This is a genomic window from Streptomyces sp. NPDC040610 (genome assembly GCF_055594065.1).
In genome coordinates this window covers 475,825-489,103 of the sequence record NZ_JBVIXA010000004.1, presented here as the reverse complement: position 1 = coordinate 489,103, position 13,279 = coordinate 475,825, and the positions used below count along the sequence as shown (strand labels likewise).

The window sequence follows — 13,279 nt, the reverse complement described above, 5'->3', positions numbered from 1 at the left end:
ACGCGCGTCACCGGCACCACCCGCACGCGCGGACACCGCGGCGGGCAGCAGATCCGAGTCCGTGGAAAGAAGTCCTAGGGGGGAGCAACGTCCATGGCCAATTTCTCCAAGTCGAACGTTCCGCAGTTCACCGTCGACGTCTACCAGAACGAGTACCTGCCCGAGGGCGGCCGCGAGGTCAACGCGATCGCCACGGTCACCTCGACCGGCGGCGGCACCATCGGCGCCGCTGTCGGCGCGCCCCATCTGTACGCGGTCGGCGACGGCCCCGACGCCGCGGTCGCGATCATGGTCGACTGTTCCGGCTCCATGGACTACCCGCCGACGAAGATGCGCGGCGCCCGTGACGCCACCGCCGCCGCGATCGACGCCCTGCGCGACGGCGTGCACTTCGCCGTCATCGGCGGCACCCACGTCGCCACGGAGGTCTACCCCGGCGGCGGCCGCCTCGCCGTCGCGGGCCCGCAGACCCGTACCCAGGCCAAGGAGGCCCTGCGCAAGCTCAGCGCGGGCGGCGGCACCGCCATCGGCACCTGGCTGCGCCTGGCCGACCGCCTCCTCGCCTCCGCCGACGTCTCCATCAGACACGGCATCCTGCTCACCGACGGCCGCAACGAACACGAGTCACCGGAGGACCTGCGCGCCTCCCTCGACGCCTGCGCGGGCCGCTTCACCTGTGACGCGCGCGGCGTCGGCACCGACTGGGAAGTGAAAGAGGTCACAGGCATCGCCTCGGCGCTGCTCGGCACCGCCGACATCGTCGCCGACCCCGCGGGCCTCGCGGCCGACTTCACGCAGATGATGGAGTCCGCGATGGGCAAGGAGGTCGCCGACGTCAGTCTGCGGCTGTGGACCCCCATGGGCGTGGAGATCGTGTTCGTGAAGCAAGTGGCACCCACGGTCGAGGAGTTGACCGACCGCCGCACCGAGGCGGGACCCCGTGCGGGTGACTACCCCACCGGCTCCTGGGGCGACGAGTCCCGCGACTACCACGTCTGTGTACGCGTTCCCGGCGCCGAGCTCGGCCAGGAGATGCTCGCCGCCCGCGTCTCGCTCGTCGTTCCCGCGGCCGACGGCACCGCGCAGACCCTGTCCCAGGGCCTGGTCCGGGCCGTCTGGACGGACGACATGGCGGCATCCACCTCCATCAATCCGCAGGTCGCGCACTACACGGGCCAGGCGGAGCTGGCCCAGGTCATCCAGCAGGGCCTCGACGCCCGCAAATCGGGTGATTACGACGGAGCAACGGCCAAACTGGGCAGGGCCGTTCAGCTCGCGAGCGCCTCCGGCAACGCGGACACCGCCAAGCTCCTTTCCAAGGTGGTGGACGTGGTCGACGCCGCGACAGGTACTGTTCGATTGAAGGCGCGGGTCGCCGAGGCCGACGAGATGACACTCGAGACGCGCTCGACGAAAACGGTCCGCGTGAAGAAGTAGCAGGGCGTCCCACGGCGTCCCGTACGCCGAGCACGCCCCGCGTACGCCCTGTCAGTACCGGAAGAACGCCAGTGCACGCGGCCCACGGGCCGGAGAAGGAGAGGGGGAAGCGCCGACATGCCGACCTGCCCGAACGGACACCCGTCGGGTTCCGACGACTGGTGCGAGGTCTGCGGTCACCGCATGGCTGGTGCCGTACCACCGCCACCTCCGCCACCGCCCCCGGCCGCGGGCTACGGCCACCCGCAGCAGGGCCCCGGCGGCCCCGGTCAGCCCGGTGGCCCTGGTGGCCCCGGCCAGCCCGGCGGTCCCGGCCAGCCCGGCGGTCCCGGCCAGCCCGGCGGTCCCGGCCAGCCCGGCCGCTCGCACCTCTCCGCGGTGCCGGACCTCGGGCCCGAGCCCGAGCTCTGCCCGCAGTGCCGCACGCCCCGCGAGGCCAACGCGCCGTTCTGCGAGGAGTGCCGGTGGAACTTCCTGACGGGTACGGCGACGTCGTACACGCCTGCCGCGCCCAATCCGCCGCTGCCCACGGGTGGGGCGGGGCGGCCCGGTGGTCCGGGCGGGCCCGGTGGGCCCGGTGGTCCGGGGATGCCTGGGCCCGGTGGGCCTGGTGCCGGTGGTCCGGGTGGACTCGGTGGTCCTGGCGGTCCTGGCGGTCGTGACTTTGGTGGGCGTGGGCCCGGCGCCGGTGGTCCCGGTTCCGGTCCTGGTGGGTACGGGTACCCGCCTCAGGGGCCTGGCCAGCCTGGTGGTCCGGGTCAGCCGGGTGGTCCCGGCCAGCCCGGCGGTCCGGGTGCTGGTGGGCCTGGTCCTGGTGGGTACGGCTACCCGCCGCAAGGTCCGGGGCAGCCTGGCGGTCCGGGCCAGCCCGGCGGTCCGGGTCAGCCCGGCGGCCCTGGTGCTGGTGGGCCCGGCGGCCCCGGCCAGCCCGGCGGTCCCGGTCCGGGCGGTCCCGGTGGGTACGGCTACCCGCCTCAGGGTCCCGGCCAGCCCGGTGGTCCCCACGGCCCTGGTGCTGGTGGCCCTGGTCGCCCCGGCGGCTACGACGGTCCCGGCGGCCCCGGCCCCGGTGCGCACGGCGGCCCTGGTGGGCCCGGCCCGAACGGCCCAGGTGGCCCCGGTGGGTACGACGGCCCCGGCGGACCGGGCGGCGCTCCTGGCGCCCCCAACCCCTCCCAGCAGTTCCAGCAGGGCCCTCCCCCGCCCCCGCCGGGCCCCGGCGCTCCGGGCGGCCCGGGTGGACCCGGTGGCCCTGGCGGCCCCGGCACCACCTCCCCGACCGGCCAGCAGTCCCCCGGCCCCGGCCAGGACCCCTTCGGCTACCAGGGCTCGCGGCCCTCGCAGATGAACCGCCCCGCGGAGCCGATCCCGCCGTTCGGCAACGGCAACGGCGGCTCCGCTCCCGGCGGCCCCGGCTCCGCGCCCGGCCAGGGCGGCCCCAACGGACCGGGCGGACCGAACGGTCCCGGCGCGCCGCAGGCGTTCCAGCAGCAGGGTCCGCCCGCACCGCCCGCGTTCCCGCAAGAGGGGGGCACCCCGCAGGGCCCGCCGCCCCCGCCCGGCCAGGGCGGCCCCGGTGGACCTGGCGGACCCGGCGCGGGCCCCGGCGGCCCCGGCGCGCCCTCCTTCGGCGGCGGCGGAGACGACTGGGTCCTCTCCCCGCCCTCGACCTCGGCACCCGGCCAGGGTCACCCCGGCGGCCCGGGCGGCCCCGGCGCCCCGACCCAGCAGCCCCCGCAGGGCTACCCCGGCCAGGGCGGGCCGCCCCAGCCGACGGGCCCCGGGACCTGGACCGCGACCATCGGTCCCGACCGTGACTACTTCATGGCGATGATGCAGCGCAGTGGCCCCGAGGCCGCGGGCCTGAACCTGCCCGCGTACTCCCCGGAGCAGCAGCGTCCGCTCATCGGCAACCAGATCACGATCGGCCGCCGCCGCCACTCCACCGGCGACACCCCCGACATCGACCTGTCGGTGCCGCCGGAGGACCCGGGCGTATCGCACCAGCACGCGGTCCTGGTCCAGCAGCCGGACGGCGGCTGGGCGGTCGTCGACCAGAACTCGACCAACGGCACCACGGTCAACGCCGGCGAGGAGCCCATCCAGCCCTTCGTCCCGATCCCGCTCCAGGACGGCGACCAGGTGCACGTCGGCGCCTGGACGACGATCACCGTCCGCAGGGACTGACCCCGGCCGCCGAGGTCACCCCGCACCACCGAAGGGCCGTACGCCCGCCGCCCTCACAGCGGCCAGGCGTACGGCCCTTCCGGGTCGTCCAGCCAAGCCCACGCGTACGGCCCGCTGACCGTCACCCCGAACCGCTCCCGCACCGGCCGCCGCTCCCGCTGCCACAGCGCCAGCGCCTCGTGCGGGTCGAGGCTGCCCGCCGTGAGTTCGAGCAGGAACCGGAACAGCTCGCTCTGCAGCGCCCGGCGCGGCAGCCCTCCGATGTGCTGCTCGGGCCGCGGCGGCGCACCGCCGCCGCGCAGCGGCACGAAGTACGCGGGCGTGTGCAGGAACCGCCCCTCGGCGTGCTCGGCGTCCGCGACCCGCAGCGCGATCAGGCCGGTCGCCAGCGGCGCGAGGACCCGTGCGCCGGGGCGGCACTGCGCGAGCCAGGCCCGCGGCACCGAGCTGAGCGTGCAGGTGGCGATGATCCGGTCGAAGGGCGCCCGCCGCGGACAGCCCGCGGCGCCGTCGCCGGTCGCGACGACCGGCCGGTACCCGGCGGCCGCCAGATGCCGCCGCGCGGACTCGGTGATCTCCGGGTCGAGGTCGACGGTGGTGACGTGCTCGTCCCCGAGCCGGTGCGCGAGCAGCGCCGCGTTGTAGCCCGTACCGGCCCCGATCTCCAGGACGTCGTGCCGCGCCCCGTCCCCGACGTCCAGCTCGACGAGCATCTTGGCCATCAGCGAGGGCTGGCTGCTGGACGAGACCAGCTCCCCGTCCCGTACCCGGGTGGCGAGCGGCGCGTCCGCGTAGGCCCCGCGCAGCCATCGCCCCCGCCGCACCGGGTCTGGGTCCTCGCCCCACATCCGCTCGTACCCGCCGCCCGTGCTCACGTAGTAGTACGGCACGAAGAGGTGCCGCGGCACCGCCTGGAACGCCTCCCGCCAGCCCGGGTCGTCGTCCCAGGTCCCGCCGGCCTCGATCTCCCGCACCAGGCCGGCCCGCGCCTCGGCCGCCCGCACGGGGTCCGGCCCCTCGGGTTCGTCAGCAAGTGGAGCCCTCTCACCCATACCCCCACTCTGCTGCCCCGGGCCGCTCGATGCGAGTGGTCCTAAGCCTTCCGTCCTCGTCCTTCGCGTCTGAGACCATGGAAGAGTGAATGAGATCCCGCGCGGCACGCTTCAGGAGCAGACCTTCTACGAACAGGTCGGCGGCGAGGAGACCTTCAGGCGCCTGGTGCACCACTTCTACCAGGGAGTCGCGGAGGACCCGCTGCTCCGGCCGATGTATCCGGAGGAGGACCTGGGCCCGGCCGAGGAACGCCTCGTCCTGTTCCTGATGCAGTACTGGGGCGGCCCCCGCACCTACAGCGACAACCGCGGCCACCCCCGCCTGCGCATGCGCCACGCCCCGTTCACGGTCAACAGGGAAGCCCATGACGCCTGGCTCAAGCACATGCGCGCCGCCGTCGACTCCCTCGGCCTCTCCGAGGAGCACGACCGCACCCTCTGGAACTACCTGACCTACGCGGCCGCCTCCATGGTCAACACCCCCGACTGACCATCTCGCGCGCCTGCCCGCGGCTGGAGACGATCAGCCCTGATCGCCTCCAGCACTGTGGGCAGGCGTTGCGCTGGGCGGAGCCGGTGGGCACAGGCCAAGGGTGCGCCCCCGGCCAGAGGTGCCTACTAGGTCGGCGTGACGGTCAGCGCCCCGACACCGGCCCGGCGCAGGGCAACGGACCCAAAGGGCGTCCGCAGCCGAAGCCAAGGCCCGGCCGACAGCAAGTCCAAGGCGTCCCCGCGCAAGAACCCCAACGCGTGCGCCGCATGGGCGGCCCGCACGGGCAGCTCGGTCCCCGGCACCGCCCGGGACCAAATCTCCCGCCCCACCCGGTCGAGCTCGGCCCGGACCCGCAGCTCGGGCGCCAACTCCTCGACCCGTCCCCGGAATTCGACGACAGCGCCCCGCACCAGCTCCCGCACCTCCGCTGCCGAAGGCAGCCCGCGCACCTGCCGCCAGCCCCCACGGGGCGGCAGCACCCCGGCCCACGGCGGCCCGGTGACCGCGTCCGGCACCACAGCCGTGCCCGCGGTCTCCGCGTTCTCCCCCGCCTCCGCCACGGACTCCAGGAACTCCCCCGCGGAGACGGTCATGTCGAGCGAGGTGTCGAGCCCGTACTCGTACGGCTTCGCGAGGCGTGCCGTGCGGATGGCGAGCACCTCGAACGACGGCGGCCGCCCGAACACCGCCAGGGTGTCCCCCGCGGCCTGCAACCGCACCGCGGCCGCCTTGTCGTAGTGGACGAGCCGCGCCAGGAAGGCGGTGAGATCCACCGCCTCCCCGGCATCGACGAAGTCCAGTCGCACGGTCATGCGACAAGCGCCCCCGCACCGCCCGCGCGCCGGCCACCCGTCGCGCTCGCCGTGTCCTCGGGGCGGTACTCCTCGAGCACGGCGCGCTCCTCGGCGGTGATCCGCCGCGGCCGCTGCGCCCGCAGGTCGAACGGGACGACGATCGTCGAGGCCCGCACGTACACCTGCCCGCCCGCCTCGGGCTCCTTTATCTCGTACGAGATCGTCAGCGACGCGGCCCCGATCTTCGTCACCCACGACTCGATGGTGACCGGCTCGTGCCGGTGCACCAACGGCCGCAGATAGTCGATCTCGTGACGCGCCACCACGGAGCCGCCCGAGAACGACGGTCCGCCGTCGTCGGACGAGAGCCGGAACATGAAGTCGATCCGCGCCTCTTCCAAGTACCGCAGGAAGACGGCGTTGTTGACGTGCCCGAAGGCATCCATGTCCGACCACCGCAGCGGGCAGCTGTAGATGTGGCGCGCCATGTCAGCCCCGCGTGAGCTTCTTGTACGTGGCGCGGTGCGGACGCGCCGCGTCCGGACCGAGCCGCTCGATCTTGTTCTTCTCGTACGACTCGAAGTTGCCCTCGAACCAGTACCACTTGGAGTCGCCCTCGTACGCCAGGATGTGCGTGGCGACCCGGTCGAGGAACCACCGGTCGTGGGAGATCACGACAGCGGCACCCGGGAACTCCAGGAGCGCGTTCTCCAGGGAGGACAGGGTCTCGACGTCCAGGTCGTTCGTCGGCTCGTCGAGGAGCAGCAGGTTGCCGCCCTCCTTGAGCGTCAGCGCGAGGTTGAGGCGGTTGCGCTCACCGCCGGAGAGCACCCCGGCAGGCTTCTGCTGGTCCGGCCCCTTGAACCCGAAGGCGCTGACATACGCGCGCGAGGGCATCTCGACCTGACCGACGTTGATGTAGTCGAGCTCGTCGCTCACCACGGCCCACAGCGTCTTCTTCGGGTCGATGTTGGCGCGGCTCTGGTCGACGTAGGAGATCTTGACCGTGTCGCCGATCTTGATCTTGCCGGAGTCCGGCGTCTCCAGGCCCTGGATCATCTTGAACAGCGTGGTCTTGCCCGCGCCGTTCGGACCGATGATGCCGACGATGCCGTTGCGCGGCAGCGTGAAGCTCAGGTCGTCGACCAGAACCTTGTCGCCGAAGGCCTTGGAAAGGTTCTCGACCTCGACGACGACCGAGCCGAGCCGCGGACCCGGCGGAATCTGGATCTCCTCGAAGTCCAGCTTCCGCATCTTGTCCGCCTCGGCGGCCATCTCCTCGTAACGGGCGAGGCGCGCCTTGGACTTGGCCTGACGCCCCTTGGCGTTGGACCGCACCCACTCGAGTTCTTCCTTGAGCCGCTTGGCGCGCTTCTCGTCCTTGCGGCCCTCGACCTTGAGGCGCGCGGCCTTCTTGTCCAGGTAGGTGGAGTAGTTGCCCTCGTAGGCGATGGCGCGGCCGCGGTCGAGCTCCAGGATCCACTCGGCGACGTTGTCGAGGAAGTACCGGTCGTGGGTGACGGCGATGACGCAACCCGCGTACTTCGCGAGGTGCTGCTCCAGCCAGTTCACCGACTCGGCGTCGAGGTGGTTGGTGGGCTCGTCGAGGAGGAGCAGGTCGGGCGCCTCGATGAGCAGCTTGCAGAGCGCGACGCGGCGCTTCTCACCACCGGAGAGGTTCACCACGGGCCAGTCGCCGGGCGGGCAGCCGAGCGCGTCCATGGCCTGCTCGAGCTGGGCGTCGAGGTCCCACGCGTTGGCGTGGTCCAGGTCCTCCTGGAGCTTGCCCATCTCCTCCATGAGCGCGTCCGAGTAGTCGGTCGCCATGAGCTCGGCGACCTCGTTGAAGCGCTTGAGCTTGCCCATGATCTCGGCGGCCCCGTCCTGCACGTTCTCCAGGACCGTCTTCGACTCGTCGAGCTTCGGCTCCTGCATGAGGATGCCGACGCTGAACCCGGGCGACAGGAACGCGTCACCGTTGGACGGCTGCTCCAGCCCCGCCATGATCTTCAGCACCGTGGACTTACCGGCGCCGTTGGGACCCACGACACCGATCTTCGCGCCGGGCAGAAAGCTCAGGGTGACGTCATCAAGAATCACCTTGTCGCCGTGCGCCTTGCGCGTCTTGCGCATGGTGTAGATGTACTCAGCCAAGAGAAACCGTCCGGCAATCAGTGTGTGGGCAGATACACCCCATCTTGCCTGACAGCCACCCCCCGGAGGAAACCAGTAAGGCCCGGGGCCCGTGACCTGCTCCCCTCTAGATCACTCCTGTAGTTGATCTGTCACTGGTTGTCGACGTAGGTCGCTGTCGAGCCACCTCGCACGGCCCACAGACGGCCCAGCCGATGCGGCGTCACGCCTGCTCACGCGGTCGGCGGAGCGGCTTTGGGCGGGAGCTGCTTTGGGGCGAGTGATCATGGCCCCTTACGCTGGCCGCGATTCGGGCAGCACCTCGCCTGCCCGCAACAGCCCGAATCGGGGCCATGATCTTAGAGGCTCGCCCCAAAGTGGCTGCCTAAAGCCGCTCCGCCGACCGCCTCAGCCACTGGGGCACGGCCACGGGAGCGGGAGTGCCGACACCGCACCGCCACCGCGATCCGGCCTCGTTTGTGAGCACAACGCGTCTCTGACCTGTACCGGGCCGGTGAGCCAGACCCGATTCCGTGGTGTGTTCGTGGCTGTTGTGCGGGGCGCGGGAGGGCGGCGGTCCGCAGCCGGTGACGGAGGCAAGGAGGCGGCGGGGCGGTGTCCGCCCGCGCCGCCGCGCTGTGCGCGGCCATCGATACCCGACCGTGTTGGAAGTGCGGAGTAAAGGGGCGGAAGCGACGGCCGATAGGGAGGGTCAAGGAGCGCTGAAGGGCTTCCCCTCTTGAGGCCGGATCGCGGTGGCGGTGCGGTGTCGGCACTCCCGCTCCCGTGGCCAGGACCCCGGGGGCGGAAGCGTGTCGGCGTGCCCGGCTACCAGGCGGGCAGCGAGCGCAGCGAGCCTTGATGAGGTAGAGAAACCTGTAACAGCCCGCCGGGTGCACACGCGGTCAGGTGCTGCGGCTAGTCGAGGTCGTAGTCGGCCGCAAGCTCGCGATCGGCACCCATGAAGTCACGGGCGTACTCGGTGACTTGTCCGTACTGATCCCAGTAGGTGTTCGCCATGGTCAGAGCCAGAGTTCCCGGCTCGAACTCCAGCAGTGCGGCTACGTCTTCAGGTACAGGACGGAGCGACACGACATCGCGTCGCTTTACCGCGCGGCGTCCCGTTCGATCTTCGATCAGCCCAAAGGTCATCTTTGGCAATGGGCCTGTGGACGTGAGTTCCGGGGCGGCTTCCGCCAGTTCCCCTGGCAACCAGGACGTTGACAGCGCGATCACTCCGTCCTCGTCGAGATAGCGCCGACGCCTGCGAACTACGGAGCTTCCTTCGTCGACGCCGAGAGCGTCGGCAACCTCGGCGTCTGCTGCCACAATTTCGGCGCTCACGATTTCGACCCGTTCACCAGGTCGGAAGCCGCTTCCCGTAGTCCGTTGCAACTGGAGTCGATCAGGACCGGTCGTGATCTTGCTAGGCATGCGCGCCACCGTTCCAATCCCCTGGATGGTCTCTGCGTAGCCTTCTGCCCGCAGCACTGCCGCGACTCGGGTCGCCGTGGCGACCGACACACCCTCGTCGCGGACGATGTCGCGGACAGACGGAATGCGGTCGCCCGGGTGGAGTTCTCCCCGCTCGATCCGCTCTTTGATCTGCGCAGCAATCCGCTGGTAGGGCGGCAAAGCGGGCGACGTACCGGGCATGTCCTCAGCTCCTGTTCTAAAGCACTTCAGTACACCCCTTGACTGGATGGGTGCTCTAGAACACTATAGAGCTGTGCCTCACTGCTTCGACAGGTGGGAATCAGCACATGCCACATGCCCGGGGGCGGCGTTCCACCGCCAAGCAGATCCGCCGCCCCCTTCGTCCCCGTGAAGGGAAGTTCCATCATGCGTCAGATCCCTGTTGACACGTCGACCGCCGCCGCGATGGTGGCGCAGCCCCCGCAGCAGAAGATCGCGAATCGGCAGACCGGAGAGATCGCCACGGACCGTGAGACCGGTGCCACGCTGTGGACGGTCGACGTCATGTTCGTCATGGATGGCAACGCCGAAATCCTCAGCGTGACGGTCCCGGAGACCGGTATCTCCAGCGAACTCGCCATGGGCACCCCGGTCGCCCTCACGGGCCTCATCGCGCGGCCGTGGGAGAACGAGTTCAACGGCCAGAAGCGTCACGGCATCGCCTTCCGTGCGGCGTTCGTGACCTCGCTGGCCGACGGTGCCGCGAAGTCGAAGGCGGCCTGATCATGGGCTGGTTACTGATCGGCGTCGCGCTCGTGGTCGGCCTGGCGTTGCTGCTGCGGTGGCGGTGTCCGGCCTGGTACTGGCTGCTGTTCGGCGCCGTGTTTGCCGTGGTCCGTGTCCGGGTCCGCTACGCGGCCGTGATGGAGGCCTGTCACCTGACCGTTCCGGCCTCGCGGTTGCGGCTGGCGGTGGCCCGCTGGACGAAGCGGGAGATCCCGCGTCAGCGCACCCCGCGCCTGGCTCGGATCACGCCGACGCGGACCGGAGTGCGGCTGCGGATCCGGATGCGCCCGGGACAGGACGCGTTCGAGTTCGCGGCGGCTTCCGACCGGCTGCGGCACTCCTTCGCCGTGCACCAGGTCACCTCCCGCGAACTCAAGCCCGGCACCGTCGAGATCACCCTGACCGGCTACGACGTCCTGCACCGGGTGCGCATGCCCGCCCGCGCCAGGCCCGGCACCCTGAGGGTTCCCGTCGCGCTGCGCGAGGACGGCCGCGTGCACTTCCGCGACTACCAGGCGGTGCCGCACTCGGTGACCGTCGGCGCCACGCAGTCCGGCAAGTCCGTGTTCCAGCGCACCGTGATCAAAGAACTCGCCGCGCAACGGGTCGCGCTGGTGGGCATCGACTGCAAGAACGGTCTCGAACTCGGTCCGTTCGCCCGGCGCTTCTCGGCCCTGGCCGACAACCCCGACGACGCGGCCGACCTCCTTGAAGCCCTGGTGGCCCGCATGGAGGACACCTACCAGGTGATCCGCCGGGAGCAGCGCATCAGTGCCGACATCCCGGACGCGGAGATCGCCGCGAACATCTGGGACCTGCCCGCACATCTGCGCCCCGTCCCGGTCGTCCTCACCGTCGATGAGATCGCCGAACTCGCCCTGGCCACCCGCAGGAACGATCCGCGCCGGGAGAGGATCATCACCTCGCTGATCCGCCTGGCGCAGCTCGGCCGTGCTGCCGGGATCTTCCTGGACATCTACGGCCAGCGGTTCGGCTCCGAACTCGGCGACGGCATCACCATGCTGCGCGCGCAGCTCACCGGCCGGGTCGTGCACCGCGTCAACGACGAGTCGACGGCGAAGATGGCCTTCGGGGACATCTCCCCGCACGCGGCGTTCGCGGCCACGCAGATCCCCAACGACCGCCGGGGCATGGCCGTGGTCGGCCAGTCCACCGGCGACTGGGTACGGATCCGTACCCCGCACACCTCCATGCGCCGGGCCGTGAACGCCTGCAACCGGCATGCGCATCTCACCCCGGACATCCCGGAACTGGCCCGCTTCAAGCCCGTACTCGCAACCGTCACGGGCATGGCGCCCACGACGGCCGGGCCCGCCGTGGAAGCCGCCTGAACCACCCCTTGTTCCGCCGGTCGGCGTGACCGCCTCACGCCACGTCCCTACCCCGCCCATGCCCAAATCCCGGAAGGAGCACCACCGCCATGAGTCCCCGTAACGACGACTTCGCCCGCACCGTCGGTCTGATCGTCGATCTCGCCCAGTACTCCCAGAGCGCCAGTGCCGATGACGACTTCGTGGACTCCGTCGGCCCGTCGCTGTCCGCGTCGCTGCCCGAGCCGCCGCCCGGGCTCCTGCCGCCCGACTACGACCCCAACGACGGCCCGCAGTACCCCGGCTGAGGAGTGATGACCATGCCCGACGCGAAAACGCCCCGCCCCCGCCGCAGCACCCCCGCCACGACGACGCGCAAGCCCCGGGCGCGTAAGTGCCCGCTGTGCAAGGGCACTGGCAAGGTCACCCCGACCATCCCCGCGCCCCGTGGCCTCGCCCCCTCTGCCGTCTCCGCCGTGGAGGGCCAGGAGGGCTTGTTCGACGTACAGGACCCCACCGCCGGGACCGCTGACTGAACCCGTGCCGGGGCCGGGCGGCCGGACACCGTTCCCCGCCCTGCCCCGGTTCCAGAAGGGAGCACGAGCCATGAAGGTACGGATCACCCTCACCGTCACCGTGAACCCCGACGAGTGGGCCACCGAGTACGGCGTCCCTCGCGAGGACGTGCGCGCCGACGTGAAGGACTACATCGGCCACGCAGTCGCCGACAGCTACCCCGCCGCCGAGAAGATCATCACCGCCGTGGGGTGGCAGTGATGGCCCGCCCCCGCACCTGGCGCCCGGACGCGGTACTCGTTCAGGCCGCGATCGCCGGAGCGCTGTCCTTCGCCCACCTGCACGACCTGGCCGCAGCCGCCGGGCAAGCGGGCTGGAAAGCATGGGCCTACCCGATCTCCGTGGACCTGCTGCTGGTCGCCGCCTGGCGCCGACTGCGCACCGACGGCACCTCCCACCTGGCCTGGTCCTGGTTCGTGATCGCGCTAGCGGCCTCGCTGGGCGCCAACGTCGCCACCGCCGGATTTCTCGACCTTGAACACCCCCCGGCCTGGCTGCGCTTCAGCGTCGCCGGATGGCCCGCCCTGGCATTCCTTGGCGGCACCCTCCTCGCCCATCAGTCTGCGACCGGTCCTGAACCTACTCCGGCTCCGGCATCTGAGCGTCCCGAGTCGTCAGCGCCCGCCGTGCCCGAACTGGCCCCGGACGTACCGGAAATCATTCCGCCTGCCCCGGCTCCGGCGCTGCCGGAAGCGGCCCCGGCGGTCCCCCCGGCGCTGATCGACCACGCCCGGAAGGTCGCTGCCGATCACCGCGCCCGTACCGGCTTCACGATCGATGCCGCCACCCTGCGCGCCCGCCTCGGCGTCCCCGCACCCCTGGCCGACGCGATCTGCGCCCAACTCACCTGACCAGAAAGGAAGTGCACTCATGAGCCTGTACCAGATCTTCCGCCACCTGCGCCGCGTCGGACAGGTCAGCATCGGCACCGCCCACAACCGCCGTGGCGAGATCAAGTACGTCGCCGCGTGCGCCGCCGACGACTGCGGCTGGTCGGCCGAATACGACACCCCCGCCGCCGCCATGGTCGCCGCCCAGGGCCACCGCTGCCCCGTTCGCTGACAACCCGTCCAG

The 13,279-nt window shown here is 71.4% G+C and carries 15 protein-coding genes; 10 read left to right on the top strand and 5 right to left on the bottom strand.

Going from position 1 to position 13,279, the window contains the following annotated elements:
• Window positions 1-93 precede the first annotated feature (93 nt).
• Window positions 94-1,437, top strand: a complete 1,344-nt coding sequence (locus tag ACZ6AA_RS18050) for a vWA domain-containing protein (protein ID WP_468449782.1) — start codon at window positions 94-96, stop codon at window positions 1,435-1,437.
• A gap of 1,344 nt (window positions 1,438-2,781) precedes the next feature.
• Complete coding sequence (locus tag ACZ6AA_RS18045) at window positions 2,782-3,624, top strand: FHA domain-containing protein (protein ID WP_471458861.1); 843 nt, start codon at window positions 2,782-2,784, stop codon at window positions 3,622-3,624.
• A gap of 53 nt (window positions 3,625-3,677) precedes the next feature.
• On the opposite strand, the gene ACZ6AA_RS18040 is transcribed toward ACZ6AA_RS18045, so the two are convergent.
• Window positions 3,678-4,676, bottom strand: a complete 999-nt coding sequence (locus ACZ6AA_RS18040) for a methyltransferase domain-containing protein (RefSeq protein ID WP_468449784.1) — start codon at window positions 4,674-4,676, stop codon at window positions 3,678-3,680.
• A gap of 85 nt (window positions 4,677-4,761) precedes the next feature.
• Between ACZ6AA_RS18040 and ACZ6AA_RS18035 the strand changes: the two genes are divergently transcribed.
• Window positions 4,762-5,166 (top strand): globin, encoded by a 405-nt coding sequence (locus ACZ6AA_RS18035; protein WP_468449785.1) that lies wholly within the window; start codon window positions 4,762-4,764, stop codon window positions 5,164-5,166.
• A 128-nt stretch (window positions 5,167-5,294) separates the two neighbouring features.
• Here the strand turns inward: ACZ6AA_RS18035 and ACZ6AA_RS18030 are convergent, their stop codons facing one another.
• From ACZ6AA_RS18030 to ACZ6AA_RS18015, 4 genes are all read right to left on the bottom strand, one after another.
• The gene (locus ACZ6AA_RS18030) at window positions 5,295-5,981 is read right to left on the bottom strand and encodes a DUF8185 domain-containing protein (RefSeq protein ID WP_468449786.1); all 687 of its coding nucleotides are present in this window, start codon (window positions 5,979-5,981) and stop codon (window positions 5,295-5,297) included.
• Window positions 5,978-6,451: an acyl-CoA thioesterase gene (locus ACZ6AA_RS18025; protein WP_468449787.1), complete on the bottom strand. Its 474-nt coding sequence runs from the start codon at window positions 6,449-6,451 to the stop codon at window positions 5,978-5,980. Before ACZ6AA_RS18025 ends, ACZ6AA_RS18030 begins: the two co-directional genes overlap by 4 nt.
• A gap of 1 nt (window position 6,452) precedes the next feature.
• Window positions 6,453-8,117, bottom strand: coding sequence for an energy-dependent translational throttle protein EttA (gene ettA, locus ACZ6AA_RS18020; protein ID WP_468449788.1), 1,665 nt, complete (start codon window positions 8,115-8,117; stop codon window positions 6,453-6,455).
• 897 nt (window positions 8,118-9,014) lie between these two features.
• On the bottom strand, window positions 9,015-9,752 hold the full coding sequence (locus ACZ6AA_RS18015; RefSeq protein WP_471458858.1) for a GntR family transcriptional regulator: 738 nt from the start codon (window positions 9,750-9,752) through the stop codon (window positions 9,015-9,017).
• Between the two features lie 186 nt (window positions 9,753-9,938).
• Here ACZ6AA_RS18015 and ACZ6AA_RS18010 point away from each other — a divergent pair, with 186 nt between their 5' ends.
• The 7 genes from ACZ6AA_RS18010 (at window position 9,939) to ACZ6AA_RS17980 (ending at window position 13,267) form a co-directional block, all read left to right on the top strand.
• Window positions 9,939-10,295, top strand: coding sequence for an SCO3933 family regulatory protein (locus tag ACZ6AA_RS18010; protein ID WP_471458856.1), 357 nt, complete (start codon window positions 9,939-9,941; stop codon window positions 10,293-10,295).
• Window positions 10,296-10,297: 2 nt separating this feature from the next.
• Window positions 10,298-11,650, top strand: coding sequence for an FtsK/SpoIIIE domain-containing protein (locus ACZ6AA_RS18005; RefSeq protein WP_471458854.1), 1,353 nt, complete (start codon window positions 10,298-10,300; stop codon window positions 11,648-11,650).
• Between the two features lie 89 nt (window positions 11,651-11,739).
• Complete coding sequence (locus tag ACZ6AA_RS18000) at window positions 11,740-11,937, top strand: hypothetical protein (protein WP_471458852.1); 198 nt, start codon at window positions 11,740-11,742, stop codon at window positions 11,935-11,937.
• A 12-nt stretch (window positions 11,938-11,949) separates the two neighbouring features.
• A complete protein-coding gene (locus ACZ6AA_RS17995; RefSeq protein ID WP_471458850.1) occupies window positions 11,950-12,165 on the top strand; it encodes a hypothetical protein in 216 nt (71 codons plus the stop codon).
• Window positions 12,166-12,235: 70 nt separating this feature from the next.
• The gene (locus ACZ6AA_RS17990; RefSeq protein ID WP_471458848.1) at window positions 12,236-12,406 is read left to right on the top strand and encodes a hypothetical protein; all 171 of its coding nucleotides are present in this window, start codon (window positions 12,236-12,238) and stop codon (window positions 12,404-12,406) included.
• On the top strand, window positions 12,406-13,056 hold the full coding sequence (locus tag ACZ6AA_RS17985; RefSeq protein WP_471458846.1) for a DUF2637 domain-containing protein: 651 nt from the start codon (window positions 12,406-12,408) through the stop codon (window positions 13,054-13,056). The genes ACZ6AA_RS17990 and ACZ6AA_RS17985 overlap by 1 nt, the downstream gene beginning before the upstream one ends.
• Before the next feature lie 19 nt (window positions 13,057-13,075).
• Window positions 13,076-13,267, top strand: a complete 192-nt coding sequence (locus ACZ6AA_RS17980) for a mobile element transfer protein (RefSeq protein ID WP_466260708.1) — start codon at window positions 13,076-13,078, stop codon at window positions 13,265-13,267.
• The last annotated feature ends 12 nt before the right edge of the window (window positions 13,268-13,279 follow it).

Coding starts and splice junctions, on each gene's coding strand:
- ACZ6AA_RS17980 (WP_466260708.1), top strand. CDS start 13,076: ATGAGCCTGTACCAGATCTTCCGCCACCTGCGCCGCGTCGGACAGGTC.
- ACZ6AA_RS18025 (WP_468449787.1), bottom strand. CDS start 6,451: ATGGCGCGCCACATCTACAGCTGCCCGCTGCGGTGGTCGGACATGGAT.
- ACZ6AA_RS18005 (WP_471458854.1), top strand. CDS start 10,298: ATGGGCTGGTTACTGATCGGCGTCGCGCTCGTGGTCGGCCTGGCGTTG.
- ACZ6AA_RS18010 (WP_471458856.1), top strand. CDS start 9,939: ATGCGTCAGATCCCTGTTGACACGTCGACCGCCGCCGCGATGGTGGCG.
- ACZ6AA_RS17985 (WP_471458846.1), top strand. CDS start 12,406: ATGGCCCGCCCCCGCACCTGGCGCCCGGACGCGGTACTCGTTCAGGCC.
- ACZ6AA_RS18040 (WP_468449784.1), bottom strand. CDS start 4,676: ATGGGTGAGAGGGCTCCACTTGCTGACGAACCCGAGGGGCCGGACCCC.
- ACZ6AA_RS17995 (WP_471458850.1), top strand. CDS start 11,950: ATGCCCGACGCGAAAACGCCCCGCCCCCGCCGCAGCACCCCCGCCACG.
- ACZ6AA_RS18050 (WP_468449782.1), top strand. CDS start 94: ATGGCCAATTTCTCCAAGTCGAACGTTCCGCAGTTCACCGTCGACGTC.
- ACZ6AA_RS18015 (WP_471458858.1), bottom strand. CDS start 9,752: ATGCCCGGTACGTCGCCCGCTTTGCCGCCCTACCAGCGGATTGCTGCG.
- ACZ6AA_RS17990 (WP_471458848.1), top strand. CDS start 12,236: ATGAAGGTACGGATCACCCTCACCGTCACCGTGAACCCCGACGAGTGG.
- ACZ6AA_RS18045 (WP_471458861.1), top strand. CDS start 2,782: ATGAACCGCCCCGCGGAGCCGATCCCGCCGTTCGGCAACGGCAACGGC.
- ACZ6AA_RS18000 (WP_471458852.1), top strand. CDS start 11,740: ATGAGTCCCCGTAACGACGACTTCGCCCGCACCGTCGGTCTGATCGTC.
- ACZ6AA_RS18030 (WP_468449786.1), bottom strand. CDS start 5,981: ATGACCGTGCGACTGGACTTCGTCGATGCCGGGGAGGCGGTGGATCTC.